Below are 23,229 nucleotides of genomic sequence, written 5' to 3'. Positions count from 1 at the left end.
CTAAGCCCTACCCGCCGCCATCGTTCCTGGGCATGTTCGACCTGCCGGCGGACGCCGCTGGGCGGGTCAAGGACGTCGTCCGCGGCCGTGACGACGACTGAGTTCCTCGCCGAGGTCAACGAACGTCAATGGCGCGCCCGATCGTTGTCGACACCGGCCCGCTGGTGGCTATGGTCAATGCGAAAGACGACCATCACCAGGCGGTTTCGTCGTGGCTGGCCTCAGCAGCCATGCGGGACCTGCTGGTCCCGTCGCTGGTGCTGACGGAGGTGTGCCAGTACATCGGTAAACATCTCGGCGGAGTCGCCGAAGCGGCGTTCGTCGAGCAGTTGATGCAGTCTCCGCAGTTCCGGCTGTATCACCCGCTGGACGACGACTTCCGGCGCATGGCCGTCTTGATGCGCCAGTACTCGGACTGGCCATTGGGTATCGCGGACGCCGTCGTCGTCTCGACCGCGGAGCGACTGAAGACTACCGAGATCGCCACAGTGGACAGACGGCACTTCGAACACATCAAACCCGTGCACGTCTCACACTTCACGATCTATCCGGGCTACACCTAGCCTCGCAGCTGTCCACGAAGGGCAATAGCCGTGGCGGAAGAATCGTCGATGTAGCCCGGCTGTCACCTACGTGGTGTTCGGCCATAGTCCCGCATCACGGCGCCTCTGGCCTCGTCCCGGATCTGCACGGCGGCCGCGATGAGTGGTCTGTCGGCGGTGCCGATGCTGGTGTACGACTCGGTCACGATGTCCCGCTCGGGGAACAGAGAAGCAGCTCGCAGGAGGACCTGTCCGTGCCCGATCACGTACAGGTCGATCGGTCCGTCGACGCGCGGATCCTCGGGAGTGTTGAACGGGCGTTTGTAGAGGAAATGGCCGAATGGCGCGTAGCCGGGCCCGACTTCGGTTTTGACCGGGCTCGCCGCTGGTGTGGATGACGCGCTCTCGGTTACCGTCGGTGCGGATTGAACAGGCAACGCGGTAGTGGAAGGCTGGCAAGCGGCAGTAACGGCGCACAGGACGAGCAACGCTGAAGCCCTGCCCAGGCCAGTCCTGCGGCCGATTGGATCGATCTGTTGTCGCCTCTCTGCTCCCTTGATCCACATCGATCCCAGTCATCTTGCGGACTGGCCCGGCAAACTGGTGCGTCAAGAGGTCGTCAGAGCGAGCGATAGGGTTACAGCGAGGGCGAGTCTGACGAGAACGTTGCCGATTTGGACTTGAAGAACTGATCGATTCGATGTTCGTAGGCAAAGGGACGAGCCAAAAGGAGGCGACGAGCCTGTTACCGCGGTGCCGGTTCTACGGCACTCGCCGCGACGATCGAGGTGCTCCTTGATGACATCACTGCTCCTGGACATCGACACGAACTGGGAACTGCGGTCCGCAGCTCATCGCCATGCATGACATGATCGATGCGGTTGGCCCCCGGCACCGAGCACAGCGCACAGGTGAGCCCCTCCCCGACTATACGGCGCTCGTCGCAGATCAAGGTGGTCGTCAAGATGTTTCTCACCACCATACGTGTGGATCATGTTCTCCCTAGTGACACGAGAGCGCAACGCTCGGACCCGACTTCGAGCCTCTGGCGATCGTCACGCCTGCGGAGAATGGCAGCCGAAGCTTTTGCTGGACTCAGTTCCGAGCAGAGGCGTGCAGTTCGTCGAAAGTTGTTTACCCCGTACGGCACGGATAGTCTGTCCCGGCGCTGAGTGACACTGGTGGTGATGACCGCCACATCTGATGCTCCCGGCAGCTGTGCGGACCCCGGGACGCGTAGTCCCACCATGCCATTGCCTTCGAGAGGCGTCAGGCTGAGCGCATCGCATCCATGTCCGGAGGCTCCTGCGCAATGGGCGGGGCTGATCGTCTCCAGGGTGGTGTCGCACTGAGCGGTGGCGGTCCCACCCAGTCGCCGGTCACCTTGTCTCTCGGGGCGGTCGCGAGTAGGGCCCGGAAGCCGGTTTCGGTGGCGCACTCGCGCGATAGCTTAGCGATGTAGGCCTCGGTGTAGCCGTAGTCGTTGTGTGGCTCGTCGTAGAGGCAGTACTTTTCGTCTGTCCTCTCGGGATGTGGATCTCCGACCCTCGGCCGCACGCGGAGTTTCTTCCAGGCCATGGTGAATAGGCTTGTGTTGAATATGAACGGTATGTGGTCTTGAACTGCTCGCGCGGCCTGTGTTGGCCGGAGCAACCCATGGCCGACGACGGGTCGTTTGTGTTCGCGCACGACGACGTAGCCTTTTCTGCCGATCGCTTCGACGGTGGCCCGTTGTTCGTCGGTGAGGTCGTCGTAGCGGGTGAACTGGACCGCGAGCGCGTCCGGGTCTTTGGGGGCGAGTTCCTGGAGTACGCGTAGCCGGAAGTCGTACCGCGGGTCTCGGGCGACGGAAACGTCGAGGCCGGCGTCGTAGTCGGCGATGAAGGTCCTCAGTGGCGCGGGTAGCTGCGAGCGCAGCCGTCGCAGGGTGCGTTCTCCCTCGTCGGTGAAGCTTCCAACGAAGACCGGAAACCGCAGGCGGCTCGCGAGGGACGAGCCCGGTCCGAATTGATCAGTGAGCTCCTGCTCGTAGTTAAGCAGGAGCGCCTGGCTCTGGCCGCCCACGGAGACGGAGAGTGCTTGCTGGTCGCGGGCGTACCGGTGCTCGATCTTGTTGCGGAGCGCGACGAAGAATTCGAGGTTGGCCCGCACTGGGGCCGCCTTGTCGGGCCAGCGATGCCGCACACAGGTAGCCAGGTCCCAGCGTTTCGGTTCACCGTCGACCCGTTCCAGCCGCTTCGCTCGTCCCTGAGTGCGCCAGTAGCGGAAGTCGATGCTGTCCCGGGTGAGTTCGGCATGCAGGAGGTAGAGCCAGGCAAGGTGCATGTGCACGGCGAAGCCCTCGAAGGAACGGATCTCCGACGAGTCGTTGTACAAGCGCACGGCGAGCTGAGCTTCATCGCGAGAAGCGTCGACCATGTGCATGAATCGTGGTCGCGGTGCCATAAGATGAAGGTCGGGATTGCGTCACCGACTGTTACTGGCCTGCCCAGTTCGTGGCGGATTCCGAAGGTAGGTCGACACCACGAGCTCAAAGCGACATCTGGGCGGGACGACCGCGGCTGGGACGTTCGAGCAGCTCAAGCTGAGCGCCTACCGCATGAGCGTCCTGCTGAGACACCGGCATCAGGCGATCTGGCGTCCGTCAGGTCGGTTGAGCTTCCAGTCGTCGGGGTCGTGGTTGACCCAGACCGTGGTGTCCGGTCGGCTGGCGAGCAGCTTCAGTTTGCGCAGGCCGTTCTCCTTGTCGGGGTTGGAGACGTCCAGTGGCATGCCGGTGGTCTGGTCGATGTTGCTGCGCAGGTGGGCGGCGTCGCTGGTGAGGACGATGTGGTTCCCGTCGGGCAAGCGCACCTGGAGTCCGAGGGTGCCGAGGGTGTGGCCGGGCAGGGACAGGATCGTCACGCTGCCGTCGCCGAAGACGTCGTGGTCGTAGCCGCGGGGGACCTCGAGCCAGTCGATCCGGCTCGCCGCGTCGAGGTCGTGCTCCCGGAACATGGCGGCGTCGAGTGCGCGTGGGGTGCGGGCGTAGCGCAGTTCGTCGGCTCCGATGAAGCCTTGTGCGCCGGGGAACAGGTCGAGGCCGCCGGTGTGGTCGAAGTGCAGGTGCGAGATGACGATCTGCCGGACGTCCTTGGTGGTGAAGCCGATCGACTCCAGTTGGGTGTCCAGCCGGTGCTCCTCCGGGAACTGGATGTCGAAGGCTTCGGCGAGGGGGCCGTAGGCGCGGGCGGGGTCGCCGGCGGCGTTGCTGTCGAGTCCGGAGTCGAACATGAGCAGGCCGAGGCCGTGCTCGATCAGGAACGTCGGGATCGGCACGGCGAGTTGGGTTCCGCCGGTGCCGAGCTGAAACAGGCCGCAGTCGGCGGCGATGGTGGGGGCGTCAAATGCCCAGAGGTGCTTGATGGTGCCGGACACGGAGGTCTCCTTCGGGCGAGGGTCAGGCGACGACGACGGCGCGGGCGCCTTGTTCCGCGGCGCAGTAGGCGACGGCTTTGGCGATGTCGGCGAAGGCGAAGGTCTCGGTGACCAGCTGGTCGAGGTGCAGGGTGCCGCTTCGGTACAGCTCGACCAGTCGCGGGATGTCGCGTTTGACGTGTGCTGATCCGTACAGGCAGCCCTTCACCGTCTTGCCTGCCATGACGACGTTGCCGAAGACCTCGTCGATGCCGACTCCCGGTCCGGCGCCGACGAGGACCGTCGTGCCGCCGCGGCGTGACATGGCGATCGCCTGCTGCACGGTTTCGTGGCGTCCGGCCACCTCGATCACGACGTCCGCGCCACGACGTCCGGTGAGTGCCTGGACCTGCTTGACGACGTCGGATCCCGCGGTCAGGGTGTGGGTCGCGCCTAGTTCGGTGGCCAGCGCCAGGCGGTCGGCGTGTACGTCGATCGCGATGATGGTGGTGGCTCCGGCGATCCGGGCGCCTTGCACGGCGTTGAGCCCGACGCCGCCGCAGCCGACGACGACGACGGTGTCGCCCACGCGCACGTCACCGGTGTGCACGGCGGCACCGAATCCGGTGAGGACACCGCAGCCGAGCAAGGCGGCGGAGGCGATCGGGATGTCGTCGGGGATCTTGATCGCAGCTCCGGCGGGAACGACGGTCCGCTGCGAGAAGCTGCCCAGCCCGCAGAACTGGCGGACGGGGGCGCCGTCCAGGCTCATCCGGGTGCTTCCGTCGACCATGGTGTGCGCGCCGAGCATGGTCCGCGGGCGGCCGCACAGGTGCTGTTCGGCTCGCTGGCAGTAGAAACAGCTGCCGCAGCTGGCCAGCCAGGACAGCACCACCTGATCACCGGATTTCAGGTCCTCGACGCCGTCGCCGACCTCGACGACCACGCCCGCGCCCTCGTGGCCGAGGACCAGCGGCACCGGCGCGGGGAGCTTTCCGGTGAAGACGCCGACGTCGGATTGGCACACGCCGGTGGCGCGTACTTCGACGACGACCTCTCCCGGGCCGGGGTCGGCCAGCGTGATCTCGGTGATCCGGAGGGCGGAGCCCGCCTTTTCGAGCAGCGCGGCTTCAGTCATTTCGCTTGCCTCCATAGGTTTTGCGGAGAACGCTCTTGAGAACCTTCCCGCTGGCGTTACGCGGGAGGTCGCTCACGAAGTGGAAGTGTTTGGGGACCTTGTATTTGGCGAGCCGTTCCGTCAGCCATCGGCGCACTTGTTCGGGGTCGACGGTGTGGCCTTCGGCGGGCACGATGATCGCGGCGCCGGTCTCGACGTATTTGGGGTCGGGGACGCCGATCACCGCCGCGTCGGCGACGTCGTCGTGTCCTGTCAGGACCATCTCGACTTCGGCCGGATACACGTTTTCGCCGCCGCTGCGGTACATGTCCTTGGCCCGCCCGGCGATCGTCAGGAAACCGTCTTCGTCGACGCTGCCCAGGTCGCCGGAGTGACACCATCCGTCGACGAAGGTCGCCTTGGTGGCGTCGGGCAGGTTCCAGTAGCCGATGCTCATCCCGCCGCTGCGGACGCAGATCTCACCGACTTCTCCGGCGCCGGTGGGTGTTCCGTCCGGCCTGATCACCTTTACTTCGGTCATGGCCTGCGGGCGACCGATGCTGCTTTCGCGGCCGCGCGCCATCGCGAATTCCAGGCTGGTGCTGACGGCGCCGCCTTCGGTGAGGCTGTAGGACTGCACGAGTTCGACGCCGGGGAGCCGTCGTTCCAGCTCGTCGTAGATCCACGGCATGACGACGTCGCCGCCGGTGACGATCCGGCGGAGTGTGGCGGGGACGAGAGTCTCGACGGCGTCCCTTTGCAGCAGGTCGGCGAGCATGAACGGGTAGAGCAGCATGGACGTCGTGCCGTTGTGGCGCGCGACTTCGAGGAACCGTTCGCAGGTGAAGTTGCCGGAGGGGAAGGTGACCGCCGTGCCGTGTGCGAGAAGAGCGGGCAGCAGCAACACTTCGAAGCCGCCCGCGTGGAAAAGCGGCCCGCTGGTCTGGGCGACGGTGCGCTCGTCGATGCGCCACCGCTGCGCCTGGACGGCGCCGATCCACAACGCGTTGCCGTGGGAGAACAGCACGCCTTTCGGCCGTCCGGTCGTGCCGGAGGAGTACATCAGCGACACCGGGTCGTCGGCGCTCACCTCGGGGAAGCCCGTGGCGTCGGATTCCTGCGCGGCGAACACCGGCAGGGGAGTGGCCCAGTCCGGGGCCGCGCCGGTCGAGGGGCGCGAAACGTAGGTGGTGACCGCGATGCGGTCGCGGATGCCTTCGATCGTCACCGCGAACTCGGCGTCGAACAGCAGCAGGCTCGCGCCCGAGTCGCTGAGGGCGAACTGGAGTTCCGGGCCGGTCAGTCGCCAGTTGAGGCGAACGGCGATGCCGCCCACTCTGCCGACTGCCAGGTACAGCGCGACGTAGTCGACGCAGTTGCGCAGCAGGATTCCGACCCGGTCGCCTTTCCGTATGCCCGCTCGTTGCAGGGCACGCGCGTAGCGCAGTTCCCGCGCCCGCAGTTCCGTCCAGGACACCGCGGGTTCGCCGCCCAGCACGACGGCCGGGAGACTGGGGTCCACGACCGGCATCTGCCCGGCGATCGCATCGGTGACGTAGTTGAGGCTCATCCTCATTGATGACTCCCGTGTTTCAGACGATCGCTCCGGAGGCACGCAAAGCGGCCACCTCACGGTCGGACAGACCCCAGTCGGGCAGTGCGGTGGCGGTGTCGGCACCGGCCGGGACCGCCGGACCTTGGACGGCGCCGGGAGTCCGGCTGAACCGTGGCGCCGGAGCGGGCTGCAGCACGCCGTCGACGGGAACGAAGCTCGCCCTGGCCGCCGCGTGTTCGTGACGCAGTGCCTCATCGAGGTCGAGGACCGGTGTCGTGCACGCTTCCCGGCCGTCGAACAGGGCTTCCCAAGCGGCACGCGAGCGGGTGCGGAAGGTGCCGGCGATCTTCGCGTGCAGCGACGGCCACTCGGCGCGGTTCCATTGGAGCGCGGTGAGTTCCGGCGCCAGCCCGAGGACGTCGAGCAGCTCGGCGAAGAACTTTGCCTCGATCGCGGCGACGGCCATCCAGCCACCGTCGGAGGTCTCGTAAACGGTGTAGAACGGTGCGCCGCCGTCGAGGGTGTTGCTGCCTCGCCCGGGCCGGAGCATCCCGGCTTGGTGCTGTCCGTAGAAGACGCCGCCGAGCAGGGCGATTCCGTCGAGCATCGACGCGTCGACGACCTGGCCGGGTCCGCCGTTCCGGGCTTCCCACAAAGCCGCCACCAGGCCCATGGCGAGCATCAGCCCGCCACCGGCGTAGTCGCCGAGCAGGTTGAGCGGGATCGCCGGTGCCCCGCCCGCGGGCCCCATCGTCGCGAGCAGGCCGGACGTGGCGAGGTAGTTGAGGTCGTGTCCGGCGGTCTGGCTCAGGGGGCCGTCCTGGCCCCAGCCCGTGGCCCGCCCGTAGACCAGGCTGGGGTTGCGCGCGAAGCAATCTTCCGGACCCACTCCGAGCCGCTCGGCGACTCCCGGGCGATTGCCCTCGATGAGGACGTCGGCCTGTTCGACCAGCCGCAGCACCAGATCGACGCCTTCGGGGTGCTTCAGGTCGACCGCGATCGAACGCCGCCCCCGGTCGTTGACGAAAGCCGGTTGCCGCCCGTTGGTGGCACCGAGATCGGTGCGCATCGTGCCCACAGCCGATGGCCGGTCCACACGCAGCACGTCGGCGCCGAGGTCGCTGAGCAGCATGCCGCACCACGGTCCCGGCCCGATCCCGGCGAGTTCGATGACCTTCAGTCCCGCCAGCGGTCCCGCGTTCATGCGGCACCGACGAGGATCTGCTTGAGTTCGGTGAAACCGAGAATCCCTTCCGGTCCGGACTCGCGGCCCCAGCCCGACGCCCCGATCCCGCCGAAGGGTGCGCTCATCGCCGGGCCGAACGAGTTGACCGCCACCGCACCGGCGCGGATCCGGCCCGCCACCTCGATCCCCGCCTCGATGTCGGCGGTGTACACCGCGCCCGACAACCCGAACTCGGTGGCGTTGGCCAAGCGGACGGCGTCGTCGATGTCGCGGTACACCTGCACGGCGGTCACCGGTCCGAACACCTCGTGCTGGACCAGTTCGGCGTTCTCGGCGACGTCGGTGAACACCGTGGGCTGGTGGAACCACCCGGTCTCCAGCCCGATGGGCCGCCCGCCGCCGGTGACGAGCCGGGCGCCGTCATGGCGTGCACGGGCGACGAAACCTTCGGTGCGGCGCAGGGCCGTCTCGTTGATCAGCGGGCCGATGTGCGTCGCGCGATTGAGCGGATCGCCGATGACGAGGCGTTCCCAGGCGGACTTCAGCCGCTCGACGACCTCGTCGTGCCGGCGTTCGGAGACCAGGATCCGGGACAGCAGCGCGCACACCTGGCCCGCCCCGTTGGTGGCGCCGGGCACGAGCGCCCGCAGCACCTTGTCCAGCGGCGCGTCGTCCAGGATCACCGCCGGCGACTTTCCACCGAGCTCCAGCTGGGTGCGCGCGTACCGGCCGTGCGTGGCCGCGAGGACGTCTTGCGCAGCCGAGTGCCCGCCGGTCAACGAGACCAGATCCACCCGGGAATCCCGGGTCAGCGCCTGCCCGACGGCGGCCGGTCCCGACACGAAATTCACCACTCCGGCGGGGAAACCGGCCTGCCGGGCGCAGTCCGCCACCAACGCCATCGTCAGTGAGGATTCCGGCGCCGCCTTGACGATCACGGGGCACCCGGCGAGCAACGCCGGGACGACCTTGGACGCCACCGTCACCACCGGACCGTTGTAGGGCAACATCGCCGCCACGACACCGGCCGGCTCCCGGCGCAGGAGGACATCGCCGAGTTCCGAGGACCGGCGTCGTTCCCGCAACATCTCCTCTGCGCCGTCGAGCGCCGAGCGCCACGCGGCGAGAGTGCCGAACCGGTGCAGTGCCCTGCCGTGCCGCACCGGCATTCCCGCCTCGACGGCCCACACCACGTCCAGATCGGCCGCGAGCCGGTCCACGTTGTCCAGCCAGCGGGCGCAGGTCGCGGCCCGGTCGGCCAGGGGAGTGGCGGCCCACGCTCCACGGGCGGAGAAGGCGGCGTCGACCGCCGCGGTGGCGTCCGCCTCGGAGGCCTGCCGTGCCGTGCCGACCGGCTTCTCGTCCGAGGGGGACACGATGGTGTGCACGTCTCCCGTCGCCTGCCGCCACTCGCCACCGATGAAGACGTCGTCGGTGTGCGGTACCCGTACGCCTGCCGCTTCCACGATTCTCCCGACCGCTAGATTCCCTACGAATGAATAGATAATATATTGTGCGTTCAAATCGGGCAAGTGAGGAGGCCAGATGGAGAGCGCGAGCGGCATCGAGACACGCGCGACGCGCAAGCGTGCCGAGAGGATCCGGCTCATCGAGCACACCGCCGCCCGGCTCTTCGCCGAGCGCGGCTACGAGGCGACGAACTTCGAGGACATCGGCGCAGCCTTGGATCTGCGCGGTCCCAGCCTCTATCACTACTTCTCGTCGAAGGAAGAGCTGTTTCTCAGGTGCATGGAGCACGCGGCCGCGGAGGTGTTCCCCCGGCTCGTCACGATCGCGGAGTCGGAACACCCGCCACGGGAAAGGCTACGGCTGATGTTCCGCGAGGAAGCCGTGATCGCCCTTCGCGAGTATCCCGAGTTCATCCCGCTGTTCCTCAAGGTGCGGATCCCGGTCGCGGCGCTGGAAGCCCGTCGCGACGAACTCCGTCGCGAGCAGACCATGATCTTCCGTGCCGTGGTGGACGAGCTGGCCGAGGACCTGCACCTGACCTTGAATCTGGCGTTGGGAGGGCTGGCGCTCATCGGCGAATGGTTCGACCCGAGGGACCGACTCGGCGTGGACGAGTTCGCCGAGTCGGTCTCCCACATTCTCGTCGGGCTGTTCAGGAACTGAGGGTGCGGCGGGTGAGGTGCTCGTAGGCGGCCCATCCGTCGAGGCGGTCCTGGTAGTGACGGCGCACGTCGTCCAGCCCATGACCCACGTACAGCCGCAAGGGCGCGTCGGGCTGTCCGGCGATCGCGACGATGGCCTCGGCGGCGCCCTGGAGATCACCGGGAGTCCAGTCGTACAGGCCCGGCAACTGCTCAGCGGCCGGGGCATAGGCGTCGAGCGGCCGTGCGGGCTGAACCGCGGAATCACCGAGGCGAGTCGCGAAGACACCCGGTTCGACGATGGACACCTTCAGGCCGAGATGCGCGACATCACGGGACAGCGCTTCACTCAGACCCTCGACGGCGAACTTCGACGCGACGTAGGCGTCGAGCCGCGGCACACCGATGAGACCTCCACCGGAGGAGAAGTTGACGATGTGGCCGCTGCCGCGCTGCCGCATTCCCGGCAGGAGAGCTTTCGCCACGGCCACGAGACCGACGACATTGGTCTCGAGCTGCGCCCGGACTTGCTCGAGCGAGAGCTCTTCGAGCGTGCCCTGGACGACGTTGCCGGCGACGTTGAGCAGCACGTCGATCGGGCCGAAGTGCGACTCGACGGCGATGACGGCCTCGTTGATCGACGCCTCGTCGGTGACGTCGAGGGGCCGTACGAGAACGTTCGGCAGGTCGCTGAAACCGGCGGGAGCCTTGCCGGGGTCGCGCATCGTGGCCGCGACGTTCCAGCCGGACTTCGCGAACTCGGTGACGAGGGCTTCGCCGAAACCAGACGACGCTCCGGTGACGAGTACGTTCTTCGCCATGACGTCAGGCATCCTGTCCCAGGTGCTTGCGGTAGAACGGGATCAGCGCGTCGAGCGCGATCTTGACCGGTTCGGGCCGGTCGTAGAGGTCGTAGTGCGAGTAGCCCTCGGCCACGACCAGCTGCCGGTCCTTCGAAGACGCGATGCGACCGTAGAGCTCCATCCCGTCGCGGTACGAGCCGAAAGCGCCCGGCTGGTCGCCGACGACGATCAGGGCGGGCTGGGTCAGCATCGTCTCGGCGCGCAGGAACGCGTCCCAGTTCAGCGCCTGGTTCAGGGTGCCGAAGTTCATCCGGGCGACGCCGTTCGGTTTGCCGCCCCGGTCGGTCTTGTAGTACTCGGTGGCCTCGACGACGTCCCTGTCCGTGGCGCCTGCTTCCTGCGCCGCGGCCGGGGACGGCGGCAGCAGTTCGTTGACCTGGACGTCGCCGCCGCGGGCCTCCTTGGTGCGCTGCTCGGCGACCTGCTCCAGCAGGGCGATGGCGTCGTACTGGCTGAAGCCCTCCTGCATGAGGCGGCCGTAGTTCACCGGCACGACCGCGCCGAGCGCCTTGAACCGGCGTTCGAGCATCGTCGCGTTGGTCGCGTAGCCGCCGCCACCGCAGATGCCGAGGACACCGATCCGGTCGGCGTCGACGTAGCCCAGTGTCACGAGGTGGTCGACGACGTAGGAGAAGTCGGCCACCCGCCGCGCCGGGTCTTCGGTCCAGCGCGGCTCGCCGCCGCTCTCGCCCTGGAAGCTCGCGTCGAACGCGATGACGACGAAGCCTTCTTTCGCCAGCGCGGGGCCGTAGACGTTCCCGGCGGTCTGTTCCTTGCAGCTGCCGATCGGGTGGGCGCTGACGACGGCCGGGTAGGTCTTGCTGTCGTCGAAGTCCGGCGGCAGCAGCAGATTCGCCGCGATGTCCCAGTACGGGGTCTTGACCGTGACCGGCTTGATCGTGATGTCGCTCATGGAGCTTTCTCCTGGCGTCGTAAGTGTTCGTGCTCGGGAACGCGGTTCCGCTTCCCTCAGCACCGACGCTGCCAGTGCTCGCCGGGGCCGCCCAGATGCCCTTGAGAGGGGGTACTGGTGGCCCCCCTTTAAAGCAGATCGCCGTTGTGCTGGCCGACCGACGGCGCCGCGAGGGGAGCGAGACGGCCGCCGTCGACGAGGATCGGCGATTTCGGGGCAAGGTGAGGGCCGACACCGGGCTGGTCGATCTCGTCGAACAGGTCCAGGTCACGCAGGGCGTCGCGGCCGAGGTCGTCGAAACTCCGGTAGCGCTGCCAGAGGATGCGGTGGCGGTCGAGCGCGGTGGCGACGTCGGTGAACGTGGTAGCCCTGAACCAGCGGGCCAGGAGCGTCGAGATCACGTCACGGTGTTCGTAGCGGGCGGATTCCTGGGTGAAGTCGATGCCCAGCGACTCGCTCAGCGCGGTGAACGCGCCGGTGAGGCCGGTGGCGGCCAGCAGTTTCGTCCAGTGGCGTTCGGTCAGCACCACGAGCATGACGCGAACTCCGTCGGCAGTGAGGAAGTCGCGGCCGTAGGTGCCGTAGACGTCGTTGCCGGATTTGGCGCGGTCGTGGTCGGTGACCTGTGCTTCCGCCAGGTAGCCGAGATTGCCCGCGGTGGCCAGGGCGACGTCTTCGAGGGCGACGCGGATCGCGCGACCCCGTCCGGTCTCCTGACGATGGCGTTCGGCGGCGAGCAGGCCGATCGCCAGATATAGGCCGGCGGCGATGTCCCAGGCGGGCAGCACGTGATTGACCGGCGCGGGGGCCTCCGCGGTGCCGGTGATCAGAGGGAAGCCGGTGCCCGCCTGCACCGTGTAGTCCACCGCGGCGCCGCCGCCAGGGCGTCCTTCGAGAAGCACGTGGATCACGTCGGGACGGCGAGCGGACAGCTCCGTGTAACCGAGGTCGGCATGCCGTTCGGTGTTGCTGACGACGACGCACGGTCCACCGTGGACGATCAGGTCCACGACTCGCTTCCGGTCCACTTCGGACTCCAGGTCCACGGAGACCGCGCGTTTCCCTTTGTTCAGACCAGACCAGTAGAGGCTGGTGCCGGAGTCGGCCAGTGGCCATCGTGTCCGGTCCGCGGCCCCGCCGAGCGGTTCGACGCGGACGACGTCGGCGCCGAGCTGGGCCAGGGTGAGCCCGCACAATGGGGTGGCGACGTAGCTCGAGATCTCGACCACTCGCAAACCCGTGAGCAGCGCCGGGTTCGGGTCAGGCATCGCCGTCCTCCCGCCGTCGGGTGAAGTCGGGCTTGCGGCGTTCGCGATGAGATGCGAGACCTTCCCGGACCTCCGGCCCGCCGAAGCCGTAGAACTCCAACGCGAGCGAGGAATCGAAGATGGCGCCCGCGACCTGCCGATACCACGCGTTCAGGCTCTGCTTGGTCCACCGGATGGCGTTCGGAGCGCCGAGGGCCAACTCGCGCGCGACTTCTCGCGCGGTCGGCAGCAGTTCGGCGTCCTCGTCGACACAGAGGGAGACCAGGCCGATCCGTTCGGCCTCTTCGCCGGTCAGCGGGCGGCAGGTCATCAGGTAGTACTTCGCCTTGGCCATGCCGCACAGCAGCGGCCAGCACACGGCGGCGTGGTCACCGGCCGCGACGCCGAGGCGCGTGTGGCCGTCGATGATCTTCGCGGTCTTCGTGACCACCGAGACATCGGCCAGCACACCGGCGACGAGTCCGGCACCGACCGCGGGACCGTGGATCGCCGACACGATCGGCTTCGAGCAGTCGATGACGTTGTAGACCAGGTCCCTGGCCTCCCGCATCGTGCGGGTGCGGGTGTCGTAGTCGTTCGAGAGCTTCTCGATCAGGTCGAACGAGCCGCCCGCGGAGAATCCCTTGCCCTCGCCGCGCAACAGGATCGCCATGACGGCGGGATCGCGGTCGAACTCGCGCCAGATGTCGGCGAGATCGGCGTGCGCGGCCTCGCTGACCGCGTTGAGGTTCGGCGCGTCCAGGACGAGTTCGACGACGCCCGCGTCGTCCGGGCCGTCCACCCGGAGGTTCTCGAAACGTGCGTAGCGGCTCATGCGCTTCCCTTCTTGCTCTGACCGAGGAACAGGCCCTCTCGGTCGTACTTCCGGAGCCGGGCAAGGTCGTCGGCGCTCACCTCGGGCAGTTCCCTCAGATCGTCCGCCACCGCGAGCTCCCAGCCACAGCGCGAACGGGCGTACTCCACCCGATCGGCGAGCGGCCCGGGGCCGGGGGCGACATGAGTGAGCACCAGTTCCTCGTCGTGCCGGGTCAGGATCCCGACGTCGGTCACCACGGCTCGCACGCGCGCACCCGGACTGGTCACGTAGTCGCAGTGTTCGACGAACCGGCGCGGGCTCATCGTCCCGACGACCAGCGTCTCGTCCGCGTTGGTGACCACGTCATTCGCGCCACCCGAACCGACGAGGTGGGGGCCGCCGGTGATCCGGGTCGTGTTGATGTTGCCCCGGCGGTCGATCTCCGCCGCGCCGACACAGGCGATCGACCGCGTGAACGGCCCGTTGACCACGGTGCCGAGCACCTGTTCGGTGTCGAGCAGCATCGACGACGTCGGGAAATTCGCGAAGCTGAAGATGAACGGGTCACCCGGTGTCGGCGTGTAGTCCCAGAGCCCCAGCTCGGCCGCGAGCGCGACGCGGTGTCCCTCGGCCTTGGCTGTCTCGACACCCACCCACGCCGCGAGGTTCGCCAGGCCCGCGCCGGCGAGGACGGCGTCGGCGCCGGTCTCCGCGATCCGCGTCCGGACCAGGCCAGCCAGCCATGTGGCCGCACGTTCGGCCGGCGTCGCGGGGCCGCTGTGCGCACCCCGGCCGGTAGGCGGCGTCGGCTCACCGCTGGAGCGCACGAGCGCGTCGAGCCGAGTCTTGCCGAGTTTGGCCAGGTAGGCGTCGTGATCGGCAGGATCGAGGACCCAATCGCGGATCCAGTCGTCGAACTCCGGCGATCGGCTCGCCTCCCGTGCGGCGATCCAGAACGCGACGTCCTCCGCGTACCCCTCCACCGGCAATCGGGTGCCTTCCGGACCGGCGAAGACCCCGCCGGGATGCGCACCGAAAGGCGCTTCCACGACGGCGAGCACACGGTGCGCGGGGACGCGGACCAGCGACGACCACGGGCTGAGGTCGTCGACGACTTTCTCCACGGTCGCGAGCACACCGCGACGGGCGGCGAAAGCGCCGATCGAGCCTTCGAACATCGGGGGAGCGATCGCGAGGTTGCCCTGCCGGTCGGCGACCGCGGCGTGTACCAGCGCGACGTCCGGCACCAGAGGCGAGACCAGCCCCACCCGGCCGAACCGGGTGTCGACCTCCTCGTAGCCCTCGTTCCCGGCCATCGACGAATCCCGCACCGAGCCGGTCACGATCGCGGGGACCCCGGTCGCTGCGGCGCGCAGGCGCTGGATGTAGCTGAGGAACGACCAGTTCTCGACCTCGGCCGAGCCGTCGGCATAAGCCTTCTGGAAGACCGGATTCGGGGTGAACACCGGGAACGAGTCGCCCGAGTAGACGGTGACGACCTTCTCGACGCAGCCCGACCGGAACAGGACCGCGCCCAGCGACGAGAGGCTCGCCATGATCAGCGTGAACTTCGACGGCTTCCCCCAGTGCTGCCGTGCCAGTTCGCGGACCAGCGCGCTCCAGCGGCTGTGCCCCATCATGACGTGGACGGCGTCGCCCGGCCGGACGTACCGATCGATGGCCTCGTCGAGACGGCAGAAGTCGCTCATGCGGTCACCCTCTCGACGAGGTCGACCTTGACGTGGTCGGGACGTTTCAAGGTGCCCTCGGGCACGAAAGCGACCACCGTCTTGACGTTGAGCGCGGAGCGGACCCGGTGTTCGATGGTCGTCTTGAGCGTGGCCCGCCGGTCGTCGGCGACGCCGGTGTCCTCCACCACGACAGGCAGCGGACGCTGCGTCGAATGCCCCTCGAAGTCAGGACGGATCCGCATCTCGCCGGACGTGAGCTCCGCGACGAGCTGGCGGATCGCCGAGGGGAAGACGTTGATACCGCGGACGATCAGCATGTCGTCGGTCCTGCCGACGCACCGGATCCGGTACCCGGTCCGGCCGCAGGAACAGTCCGTGCCCGTGACGACCACGTGGTCACGCGTCCGGAAACGCAGCAGGGGAGAGGCCTCGCGCCTCAACGCGGTGTACACGAGTTCCCCACTCGCGCCTTCGACCGGCGCGACCTGCTCACCGGTGACCGGATCGACGAGCTCGGCGATCATCAGATCGGGGGAGAGGAAGTGCATACCGTCGGCGGCCTCGCATTCGCCCCAGTACGTGCACGCGATGTCCGTTCCGCCCAGCATCTCCCGCGACGTCGCACCCCAGAGCGATTCGAGCTTGTCGCGCACGGCGGGCAGGCCGCCACCGGGCTCACCACCGACACTGATCGCGCGGACTCCGAGGTCTTTCGCCTGCCGGCCCACGATTCCCGGCGCATGTTCGGCGAGGTGCGCGAGGAAGTACGGCGTACCGATCAGTGCGTCGGGGCGCTGATCTGCCTGGACTCGCAGGAGCCTTTCCGCGCCGGCCTCGGCGCCGACCGGGATGTCGACGATCCCCATGTACTGCAGGATCTGCACGATCGGCAGCCCGCCCACGAAGCCCTTGCTCATGCCGAAGGCGTGCAGCAGCCGGTCACCCGGCCGGAAACCGTTGGCGTACAACGCCCGCGCACCGAGTTCGCACCAGGTCGCGATGTCCTTCGCCGTCAGGCCGACGTAGGACGGGCTGCCCGTGGTGCCCGACGAGGCCTGGACCTGCACGACGTCGTCCGCGGCGACGTGCCGCCCCAACGGCGGAGCGGCCGCGAGACTGTCGCGCAATTCCTGCTTCTCGGTGAACGGGAGCCCGGCCAGATCCTCGACCGTCCGGATCGTCGTGAGATCGTCACCGATCTTCGCCTGATAGAACTCGCTGCGCGCGGCCAGGTAGGCGACCTGCTCGCGCAGACGCTCGTTCTGCACTTCGCGGGCAACTACGGGGGAGAGGGTTTCGACCGCGCTCCAGTGCCGCGTGGAAAACGGGGTGACCGCCATTTCAGTTCACCACCACGAGGGTCTCAGCGACGCAGGCGGGTTTGGCCGCGCCGTCGAGTTCGACGACGTAGCGGGTCGTCACCGTCACTCCGGCCGTTCCGGGCTTGAGTTCGGTGAAGCTCGCGGACGCGCGGAGCCGGGAGCCGACGGGAACCGGGGCGGGAAAGCGGACTTTGCTTAGGCCGTAGTTGATCCGTGCCGTGCCGAAGTCCAGCCGGTACAGCTCTTTCGCGAATCGCGGGATGAGCGACAGGGTCAGGAATCCGTGGGCGATGGTCGTGCCGAACGGGCCGGTCGCGGCGCGTTCCGGGTCGGTGTGGATCCATTGGTGGTCACCGGTGGCTTCGGCGAACGCGTCGATTCGTGCCTGGTCGACGGTGAGCCAGGCGGTCGGGCCGAACTCCTCGCCGAGGACGGCCCGCACGTCGTCCGCCGAGGCGAAGACCCGGGTCACGAGGTCACCTTTTCGAAGACGGCGGCGAGTCCTTGGCCGCCGCCGATGCACATGGTCTCCAGTGCGTAGCGGGCGTCCCGGCGGTGAAGTTCGCGGGCCAGCGTGGCGAGGATGCGGGTGCCGGTGGCGCCGACGGGGTGGCCGAGTGAGATTCCGGAGCCGTGGACGTTGAGCCGGTCGAAGTCGGACTCGCCGAAGCCCCATTCGCGGGTGCAGGCCAGGACTTGGGCGGCGAAGGCTTCGTTGAGTTCGATGAGGTCGAGGTCCGCGATCTTGAGCCTGGCTTTGGCGAGGGCCGCCGCGGTGGCGGGGACGGGGCCGATGCCCATGATCTTCGGGGCGACCCCGGCGACGCCGTGGGAGACGAGCCGGACCAGCGGGCGGAGGCCGAGTTCGGCGGCGCGGTCGGGGTGGGTGACGATACAGACGGCGGCCGCGTCGTTCTGACCGCTGGCGTTGCCAGCGGTAACGGTCGCTTCGGGGTCTTGTTTGCCTAGGACGGGGCGCAGTGTGGCGAGGGTTTCGGGGGTGGTGTCGGCGCGGGGGTGTTCGTCGGTGTCGACGACGACGGTGCCCTTCTTCGTCTCGACTGGGACGGGAATGATCTCTTCGGCGAACACCCCGGATTTCTGGGCGGCGACCGCGCGCTGGTGCGAGGTGAAGGCGAGCTGGTCTTGTTCCTCGCGGGTGATTCCGTAGTCGCGGCGGAGGTTTTCGGCGGTCTCCAGCATGCCTCCCGCGACTGGGTGGTGCTTGCCGCCGGGGGTGGCGCGGCCGCGGTTGAGGGCGTCGTGCAGCATCACGCCGCTGTTCTTGGCGCCCCAGCGCAGGTCGGTGGCGTAGAAGATCACGTTGCTCATGCTCTCGGCGCCGCCCGCGATGATCACGTCGCTGTCCCCGGCCTGCACCTGAAGCGCGGCCTGGACCACGGACTGAAGGCCGGAACCGCAGCGGCGGTCGACCTGCATGCCCGGCACGGTCACGGGCAGACCGGCGTCGAGTGCGGCCACGCGGCCGATCGCGGGTGCTTCGGCGCTGGGGTAGCAGTGGCCGAGGATCACGTCGTCGATGGCTTCGGGGTCGAGTCCGGTGCGTTCGAGGAGGCCGGTGACGGCGATGGTGGCGAGGTCGGCGGCCGGGACGCTCTTGAGCGAGCCGCCGAAGCGGCCGATCGGGGTCCGGACGGGCTCACAGATGACGGCGTCACGCATGGACAGTGCCTTCCTCGTGCAGATCGACTTCCAAGCTGGTTCGTGGCGTTCCACCGGGCCCGAGCAACTCCAGCACTGAGCCGTCCGCGCGCAGGAGCGCGGGCTCGCCGCAGAACAGCGGTGCCTTGTTGCGATGACTCAACCGCTTCACCTGAGCGCTGGGGCGGTTGAGGCGGAGGGTTTCGGCGAGCGCGAGGGACATCAACGGGCCGTGCACGACCAGACCGGGGTAACCCTCCGTGCGGGTGGCGTACGGCCAGTCGTAATGGATGCGGTGCGGGTTCGCCGTCGCCGCGGAGAACCGCATCAGCAGCGTCGGATCGGTGGCGAAATCCCAGGTTCCCGCCTCGGCGCGGCGGAACGGCGCACCGACAGGGGTGAATTCGGCAGGTTTGGGCTCGGCGGGGGCGCCGCGGTCGCGGTAGATCAGGTCCTGCCGTTCCTCCAGACACAACCTTCCGTCCTCGGTGGACAGACGGGTGCGCACGACGACGATCACCATTTTCCCGGACCGGCCGGACTTCTCCGTCACTGAGTCCACTGTGGACTCACGGACGATGGTGTCACCGATCTTCAGTGGGACGTGGAAGGCGACCTCGCCGCCCGCGAACATCCGCCGAGGCAGGTCCACCGCCGGCAGGAAGGTGCCGCGAGCCGGATGCCCGTCGGTGCCGAGCTCCGAGGAGACAGGCCAACGGGGGAGAGCGACCCAGTGCCACAACGGCGGCAATTCGTCACCGGGTTGCGGGGCAGGGAGTCCGTCGTCGAACAACGCGGCAAGGGCGGCTACCGGCGCCGGGTCAACCAGCTCCCGAGTGGTCACGTGGGTCATCACATGAACCTTCCGCCGGTCACTTCCAGCACGGTGCCGGTCATGTAGGACGACAGGTCCGAGGCCAGGAACAGGGCCACCGAGGCGATTTCGCCGACTTCTCCGGCGCGGCGCATCGGGATCTCGGCCATCTTCTGGTCCCACACCTTGGCGGGCATGGCCTCGGTCATAGCGGTGCGGATCAGGCCGGGCTGGATGGCGTTGACGCGGACGCCGTGGTGGGCGAGTTCCTTGGCTGCGGCCTTGGTGAGCCCGACGATGCCGGCCTTGGCGGCGGAGTAGTTGGTCTGCCCGACCATGCCGACCTTGCCCGAAAGCGACGAGATGTTCACGATCGAGCCGCGGCTGCGTTCACGCATGATCGCCGCCGCGGTGCGGACACCGTTCCAGCTGCCCTTGAGATGCACGTTGATCACCTGGTCGAACTGGTCCTCGGTCATCGTGCGCAGCGTCGCGTCGCGGGTGATCCCGGCGTTGTTGACCAGGACGTCCACGGGAGAGAACGTGTCCTCGGCCGCCGCGAGCAGCGCGTCCACATCGGACGCTTTCGTGACGTCGCAGCGGACGCCGATTCCGCCCAGCTTCTCGGCGGCCCGTGCGGCGGCGTCGCCGTCGAGGTCGCCGAGGACGACGTGGGCGCCTTCGGCGGCGAACAGTTCGGCGATGGCGTAGCCGATGCCCTGGGCGCCGCCGGTGACGACCGCGGTTCGATCGGTCAGCAAAGACATGTGGGGTTCCTCAGATCTTGTGGCGGGCGATGAGCTGGGCGGCGATGACGTTGCGCTGGATCTCGTTGGTGCCCTCACCGACGATCATCAGCGGCGCGTCCCGGAAGTAGCGTTCGACGTCGTATTCCTTGGAATAGCCGTAACCGCCGTGCACACGGATCGCGTCCAGGGCGACCTGCATCGCCGACTCCGACGCGAACAGCTTCGCCATCCCAGCCTCCATATCGGCGCGTTCACCGGCGTCGAGCTTCTCGGCCGCGTCCAGGGTGAGCAGGCGCGCGGCACGCATCTTGGTGGCCATGTCGGCCAGCAGATTCCCGACCGACTGGTGCTTCCAGATCGGCTTGCCGAACGACTCCCGCTCCTGCGCATACCGGACGGCGGCGTTCAACGCGGCCTGCCCGACACCCAGCGCCCGCGACGCGACCTGCACACGGCCCATCTCCAGACCGCGCATCATCTGGCCCCAGCCCTGATTCGGTGTCCCGCCGAGCACCGCGTCCGCGCCGACCCGGCGTCCGTCGAACACGATCTCGCAGGCCTCGACACCGCGATACCCCAGCTTCGGCAGCTTCTTCGAGATCGTCAGCCCGTCGCCTGGCTCTACCAGCAGGACGCTCATGCCGCGATGGCTGGGGGAGGCGTCACGATCGGTGATGCACAGCAGCCCGATGAGCCCGGAATGGGCGGCGTTGGAGATCCAGGTCTTGGAACCGGTGATCGAGTACCCGTCGCCGTCGGGCGCGGCGAAGGTGCGCATCGCCTGCAGGTCGCTGCCGCCCGCGGGCTCGGTCAGCGCCATCGTCGCCCGGATGGTGCCTTCGGCCATGGCGGGCAGGTACTTCTCCCGCTGCTCCGGGGTGCCGAACGTCTTGATCAGATACGTGATGACCGAATGACCGCCGATCGCCCCCGCCAGGCTCATCCAGCCACGGGCGAGTTCCTCGGTGACCCGCGCGAAACACGCCGTGCTGACGTCCACACCGCCGTACTCGGCCGGAGCCAACAGGCCGAAGAACCCGAGATTCTTCATCTCGTCGATGAACTCGGCCGGATAAACATCGTCCTCTTCGAACTCACGGACACGCGGACGGACCCGCTCGTCCACGAACTCCGCCACCAAAGCGACCATCTGCTTCTCGTCATCGGACAGCGTCATCGCCGCAACCCTTCCCTTTCCTGCCGCAGGACGCGGCGCGCACGCTCCAGCACCGGCTTGTCGACCAACTGCCCCTCCACCGCGACCGCGCCGTCCCCGGCCGCGGCGGCCACCGAATGCGCCCAGCGGATCTCTTCCCGGGACGGGCGCAGCGCCGCCGCGGCCGCCGAAACCTGCAGGGGATGGACACACAACTTCCCCGTGAACCCCAGCTGACGCGCATAGCGGACGTCACCGGTTAGCCGCTCGGTGTTGCGCAGGTCGCCGGTCACACCGTCCACCGGACCGGGAAGACCACCCGCCGCCGACGCGAGCACGAGCGCCCCGCGCGCCGGGGCAAGCGCGTCGATGTCCGTGGGGTCGATCCCTAGCTCCGCGGCCAGGTCGAACGTGCCCAGCGCCAGCCGGTGCACGTTCGGCACCGACGCGATCTCCCGCGCGTCGAGTACCCCGCGTGCGGTTTCGATCAAGGCGATCAGGGCGGGCAGCACACCCAGCTCGCCGGCCGCCGCACGGGCGCTGACTGGATCGGCTTTCGGCAGCATGACCACGCACCGGAACCGGGCCAGGGCGGCGAGGTCTTCGTCGTGCCACGGGGTCCCCGCCGCGTTGACCCGCACCGCGCAGTTCGGATGCTCGCCCAGCCAGGCGACGACCTGCTCGCGCGCGTGAACCTTGCGCTCGGGTGCGACGGCGTCTTCGAGATCCAGCACGACGAGATCGGCTTCGGCGCTCTCCGCCTTGGCGAACCGCTCCGGACGGTCGCCGGGAACGAACAGCAGTGTGGCCGCGTCCCGCACCCGGTTCACCAGGCATTCGGCCCGCGTGGTCATCGCCGCGCTCCGCGCACCAGACCGCCGCCGATGATCAGCCGCTGGATCTCGCTGGTGCCCTCGTAAAGCCGCAGCAACCGGACGTCGCGATAGATCCTTTCGACGGGCATCTCGCGCATGTACCCGCTGCCGCCGTGGATCTGCACGGCCAGGTCGGCGATCCTGCCCGCCATTTCCGTGCAGTACAGCTTCGCCGCCGACGGTCCGATCCGCCGGTCCTCCCCGGACACGTACCGCTTCGCCGTCTCGCGCACCAGCGCCCGCCCTGCCAGCACGCCCGTCTGCTGATCGGCGAGCATCGCCTGCACCAGCTGGAAATCACCGATCGGGGTGCCGCCTTGGGTGGCCGTCGTGGCGTGGGCGATCGACTCGTCCAGCGCGCGCTGCGCGGTGCCGACCGCCAGCGCGGCGATGTGGACCCGGCCGCGGGCCAGCGACGTCATCGCGGCGCGGTAACCGGTGTCCTCGTCACCCCCGACCAGGCTCGACGACGGCACCCGGACTTCGGTGAACGAGACGTTCGCCGTCCAGGCACCTTCCTGGCCCATCTTCTTGTCCTTGGCGGCGACTTCGACCCCGGGCGTGTCCGCCGGGACGAGGAAGACCGCGATGCCCGTGCCGGACGCGTCGGCGGGTCGGGTGCGGGCGAACACCACGAACAGACCGGCGATGGGCGCGTTGGTGATGAAGCACTTCTCGCCGTCGATCACCCAGTCGTCGCCGTCGCGGACCGCCTTGGTGCGCAGCCCGGCAGGGTTCGAACCGGCGCCCGGTTCGGTCAGCGCGAAGGAGGCGATCACCTCGCCGGACGCGATGCGCTCCAGCCACGCGGCCTTCTGTTCGTCGGTGCCGAAGTTCACCAGCACCTGCCCGGCGATGCCGTTGTTGGTGCCGAACATCGACCGTAGCGCCAGCGCGGTGTAGCCGAATTCCATGGCCAGCTCGACGTCTTGGGTCAGGTCGAGGCCGAGTCCGCCCCATTCTTCGGGGATCGCGTAGCCGAACAGGCCCATCTCGGCCGCTTGCCCGCGCAGGTCGTCGGGGATGGCGTCGGTGTCCATGATCTCCCGCTCACGCGGCACGACCTTCGCGCGGACGAAGTCGCGCACGAGGGACAGGATCGGCTGGAAGTCCTCGGGGGTCACGGCTGACATGCCTCACACTATGCCTCATCCTGACAACGAGTACAAAATATATTTTATCAAGTTCTGGTGTCGAGGGGTGCTCGCGAGCT

22 protein-coding genes are annotated in these 23,229 nt (G+C 68.2%); 2 read left to right on the top strand and 20 right to left on the bottom strand.

Translation table 11 applies throughout. The features are described 5' to 3' along the window. The first annotated feature begins 128 nt into the window (after nucleotides 1-128). The gene (locus ABD987_RS41695) at nucleotides 129-563 is read left to right on the top strand and encodes a type II toxin-antitoxin system VapC family toxin (protein ID WP_345408001.1); all 435 of its coding nucleotides are present in this window, start codon (nucleotides 129-131) and stop codon (nucleotides 561-563) included. Nucleotides 564-625: 62 nt separating this feature from the next. Here ABD987_RS41695 and ABD987_RS41690 read toward each other — a convergent pair whose 3' ends face one another. The 7 genes from ABD987_RS41690 to ABD987_RS41660 all read right to left on the bottom strand — a co-directional run bounded on the left by ABD987_RS41690 (nucleotide 626) and on the right by ABD987_RS41660 (nucleotide 9,262). After that, on the bottom strand, nucleotides 626-979 hold the full coding sequence (locus ABD987_RS41690) for a hypothetical protein (protein ID WP_345407999.1): 354 nt from the start codon (nucleotides 977-979) through the stop codon (nucleotides 626-628). Nucleotides 980-1,811: 832 nt separating this feature from the next. Further along, on the bottom strand, nucleotides 1,812-2,960 hold the full coding sequence (locus tag ABD987_RS41685; RefSeq protein WP_345407997.1) for a DUF3644 domain-containing protein: 1,149 nt from the start codon (nucleotides 2,958-2,960) through the stop codon (nucleotides 1,812-1,814). Nucleotides 2,961-3,167: 207 nt separating this feature from the next. Further along, nucleotides 3,168-3,959 (bottom strand): N-acyl homoserine lactonase family protein, encoded by a 792-nt coding sequence (locus ABD987_RS41680; RefSeq protein WP_345407995.1) that lies wholly within the window; start codon nucleotides 3,957-3,959, stop codon nucleotides 3,168-3,170. 22 nt (nucleotides 3,960-3,981) lie between these two features. Continuing rightward, the gene (locus ABD987_RS41675) at nucleotides 3,982-5,076 is read right to left on the bottom strand and encodes a zinc-binding dehydrogenase (protein ID WP_345407993.1); all 1,095 of its coding nucleotides are present in this window, start codon (nucleotides 5,074-5,076) and stop codon (nucleotides 3,982-3,984) included. Then, nucleotides 5,069-6,631, bottom strand: coding sequence for a class I adenylate-forming enzyme family protein (locus ABD987_RS41670; RefSeq protein WP_345407991.1), 1,563 nt, complete (start codon nucleotides 6,629-6,631; stop codon nucleotides 5,069-5,071). The genes ABD987_RS41675 and ABD987_RS41670 overlap by 8 nt, the downstream gene beginning before the upstream one ends. A gap of 16 nt (nucleotides 6,632-6,647) precedes the next feature. Next, the gene (locus tag ABD987_RS41665; RefSeq protein ID WP_345407989.1) at nucleotides 6,648-7,814 is read right to left on the bottom strand and encodes a CaiB/BaiF CoA transferase family protein; all 1,167 of its coding nucleotides are present in this window, start codon (nucleotides 7,812-7,814) and stop codon (nucleotides 6,648-6,650) included. Beyond that, complete coding sequence (locus ABD987_RS41660; RefSeq protein ID WP_345407987.1) at nucleotides 7,811-9,262, bottom strand: aldehyde dehydrogenase family protein; 1,452 nt, start codon at nucleotides 9,260-9,262, stop codon at nucleotides 7,811-7,813. The genes ABD987_RS41665 and ABD987_RS41660 overlap by 4 nt, the downstream gene beginning before the upstream one ends. Before the next feature lie 79 nt (nucleotides 9,263-9,341). Between ABD987_RS41660 and ABD987_RS41655 the strand changes: the two genes are divergently transcribed. Then, nucleotides 9,342-9,929 carry a TetR/AcrR family transcriptional regulator gene (locus ABD987_RS41655; RefSeq protein ID WP_345407985.1) on the top strand — a complete coding sequence of 196 codons (588 nt, stop codon included), beginning with the start codon at nucleotides 9,342-9,344 and terminating at the stop codon, nucleotides 9,927-9,929. Here ABD987_RS41655 and ABD987_RS41650 read toward each other — a convergent pair. From ABD987_RS41650 to ABD987_RS41590, 13 genes are all read right to left on the bottom strand, one after another. Further along, nucleotides 9,919-10,728, bottom strand: coding sequence for an SDR family NAD(P)-dependent oxidoreductase (locus ABD987_RS41650; protein WP_345407983.1), 810 nt, complete (start codon nucleotides 10,726-10,728; stop codon nucleotides 9,919-9,921). The two genes, ABD987_RS41655 and ABD987_RS41650, sit on opposite strands and share 11 nt — an antisense overlap. Before the next feature lie 4 nt (nucleotides 10,729-10,732). Next, nucleotides 10,733-11,683: an alpha/beta hydrolase gene (locus tag ABD987_RS41645; RefSeq protein ID WP_345407981.1), complete on the bottom strand. Its 951-nt coding sequence runs from the start codon at nucleotides 11,681-11,683 to the stop codon at nucleotides 10,733-10,735. 128 nt (nucleotides 11,684-11,811) lie between these two features. Then, nucleotides 11,812-12,951, bottom strand: coding sequence for a CoA transferase (locus ABD987_RS41640; protein WP_345407979.1), 1,140 nt, complete (start codon nucleotides 12,949-12,951; stop codon nucleotides 11,812-11,814). Continuing rightward, the gene (locus ABD987_RS41635) at nucleotides 12,944-13,765 is read right to left on the bottom strand and encodes an enoyl-CoA hydratase/isomerase family protein (protein WP_345407977.1); all 822 of its coding nucleotides are present in this window, start codon (nucleotides 13,763-13,765) and stop codon (nucleotides 12,944-12,946) included. Before ABD987_RS41635 ends, ABD987_RS41640 begins: the two co-directional genes overlap by 8 nt. Then, nucleotides 13,762-15,456, bottom strand: a complete 1,695-nt coding sequence (locus ABD987_RS41630) for a CoA-transferase (RefSeq protein ID WP_345407975.1) — start codon at nucleotides 15,454-15,456, stop codon at nucleotides 13,762-13,764. Before ABD987_RS41630 ends, ABD987_RS41635 begins: the two co-directional genes overlap by 4 nt. Then, a complete protein-coding gene (locus tag ABD987_RS41625) occupies nucleotides 15,453-16,778 on the bottom strand; it encodes a phenylacetate--CoA ligase family protein (RefSeq protein ID WP_345407973.1) in 1,326 nt (441 codons plus the stop codon). The genes ABD987_RS41630 and ABD987_RS41625 overlap by 4 nt, the downstream gene beginning before the upstream one ends. A 1-nt stretch (nucleotide 16,779) precedes the next feature. Next, entirely contained in the window at nucleotides 16,780-17,232 is a 453-nt protein-coding gene (locus ABD987_RS41620) for a MaoC family dehydratase (protein WP_345407971.1), read from the bottom strand. Next, nucleotides 17,229-18,443 carry an acetyl-CoA C-acetyltransferase gene (locus tag ABD987_RS41615; RefSeq protein ID WP_345407969.1) on the bottom strand — a complete coding sequence of 405 codons (1,215 nt, stop codon included), beginning with the start codon at nucleotides 18,441-18,443 and terminating at the stop codon, nucleotides 17,229-17,231. Before ABD987_RS41615 ends, ABD987_RS41620 begins: the two co-directional genes overlap by 4 nt. Next, nucleotides 18,436-19,275 (bottom strand): HTD2 family dehydratase, encoded by an 840-nt coding sequence (locus tag ABD987_RS41610; protein ID WP_345407967.1) that lies wholly within the window; start codon nucleotides 19,273-19,275, stop codon nucleotides 18,436-18,438. Before ABD987_RS41610 ends, ABD987_RS41615 begins: the two co-directional genes overlap by 8 nt. Continuing rightward, nucleotides 19,275-20,003 (bottom strand): 3-oxoacyl-ACP reductase FabG, encoded by a 729-nt coding sequence (gene fabG / locus ABD987_RS41605; RefSeq protein WP_345407965.1) that lies wholly within the window; start codon nucleotides 20,001-20,003, stop codon nucleotides 19,275-19,277. The genes ABD987_RS41610 and fabG overlap by 1 nt, the downstream gene beginning before the upstream one ends. Nucleotides 20,004-20,013: 10 nt before the next feature. Beyond that, a complete protein-coding gene (locus tag ABD987_RS41600) occupies nucleotides 20,014-21,162 on the bottom strand; it encodes an acyl-CoA dehydrogenase family protein (protein WP_345407963.1) in 1,149 nt (382 codons plus the stop codon). Next, nucleotides 21,159-21,995, bottom strand: coding sequence for an HpcH/HpaI aldolase/citrate lyase family protein (locus ABD987_RS41595; RefSeq protein WP_345407961.1), 837 nt, complete (start codon nucleotides 21,993-21,995; stop codon nucleotides 21,159-21,161). The genes ABD987_RS41600 and ABD987_RS41595 overlap by 4 nt, the downstream gene beginning before the upstream one ends. Beyond that, complete coding sequence (locus ABD987_RS41590) at nucleotides 21,992-23,149, bottom strand: acyl-CoA dehydrogenase family protein (protein ID WP_345407959.1); 1,158 nt, start codon at nucleotides 23,147-23,149, stop codon at nucleotides 21,992-21,994. Before ABD987_RS41590 ends, ABD987_RS41595 begins: the two co-directional genes overlap by 4 nt. Nucleotides 23,150-23,229: the final 80 nt, after the last annotated feature.

The sequence above is a fragment of the Amycolatopsis samaneae genome, from assembly GCF_039541975.1.
GTDB classification, from domain to species: domain Bacteria; phylum Actinomycetota; class Actinomycetes; order Mycobacteriales; family Pseudonocardiaceae; genus Amycolatopsis; species Amycolatopsis samaneae.
The sequence above is the reverse complement of the archived record's forward strand: the minus strand, read 5'-3'. Positions and strand labels throughout refer to the sequence as shown.

Coding starts and splice junctions, on each gene's coding strand:
- ABD987_RS41695 (WP_345408001.1), top strand. CDS start 129: ATGGCGCGCCCGATCGTTGTCGACACCGGCCCGCTGGTGGCTATGGTC.
- ABD987_RS41685 (WP_345407997.1), bottom strand. CDS start 2,960: ATGGTCGACGCTTCTCGCGATGAAGCTCAGCTCGCCGTGCGCTTGTAC.
- ABD987_RS41675 (WP_345407993.1), bottom strand. CDS start 5,076: ATGACTGAAGCCGCGCTGCTCGAAAAGGCGGGCTCCGCCCTCCGGATC.
- ABD987_RS41670 (WP_345407991.1), bottom strand. CDS start 6,631: ATGAGGATGAGCCTCAACTACGTCACCGATGCGATCGCCGGGCAGATG.
- ABD987_RS41665 (WP_345407989.1), bottom strand. CDS start 7,814: ATGAACGCGGGACCGCTGGCGGGACTGAAGGTCATCGAACTCGCCGGG.
- ABD987_RS41655 (WP_345407985.1), top strand. CDS start 9,342: ATGGAGAGCGCGAGCGGCATCGAGACACGCGCGACGCGCAAGCGTGCC.
- ABD987_RS41650 (WP_345407983.1), bottom strand. CDS start 10,728: ATGGCGAAGAACGTACTCGTCACCGGAGCGTCGTCTGGTTTCGGCGAA.
- ABD987_RS41645 (WP_345407981.1), bottom strand. CDS start 11,683: ATGAGCGACATCACGATCAAGCCGGTCACGGTCAAGACCCCGTACTGG.
- ABD987_RS41640 (WP_345407979.1), bottom strand. CDS start 12,951: ATGCCTGACCCGAACCCGGCGCTGCTCACGGGTTTGCGAGTGGTCGAG.
- ABD987_RS41635 (WP_345407977.1), bottom strand. CDS start 13,765: ATGAGCCGCTACGCACGTTTCGAGAACCTCCGGGTGGACGGCCCGGAC.
- ABD987_RS41630 (WP_345407975.1), bottom strand. CDS start 15,456: ATGAGCGACTTCTGCCGTCTCGACGAGGCCATCGATCGGTACGTCCGG.
- ABD987_RS41625 (WP_345407973.1), bottom strand. CDS start 16,778: ATGGCGGTCACCCCGTTTTCCACGCGGCACTGGAGCGCGGTCGAAACC.
- ABD987_RS41615 (WP_345407969.1), bottom strand. CDS start 18,443: ATGCGTGACGCCGTCATCTGTGAGCCCGTCCGGACCCCGATCGGCCGC.
- ABD987_RS41610 (WP_345407967.1), bottom strand. CDS start 19,275: ATGACCCACGTGACCACTCGGGAGCTGGTTGACCCGGCGCCGGTAGCC.
- fabG (WP_345407965.1), bottom strand. CDS start 20,003: ATGTCTTTGCTGACCGATCGAACCGCGGTCGTCACCGGCGGCGCCCAG.
- ABD987_RS41600 (WP_345407963.1), bottom strand. CDS start 21,162: ATGACGCTGTCCGATGACGAGAAGCAGATGGTCGCTTTGGTGGCGGAG.
- ABD987_RS41595 (WP_345407961.1), bottom strand. CDS start 21,995: ATGACCACGCGGGCCGAATGCCTGGTGAACCGGGTGCGGGACGCGGCC.
- ABD987_RS41590 (WP_345407959.1), bottom strand. CDS start 23,149: ATGTCAGCCGTGACCCCCGAGGACTTCCAGCCGATCCTGTCCCTCGTG.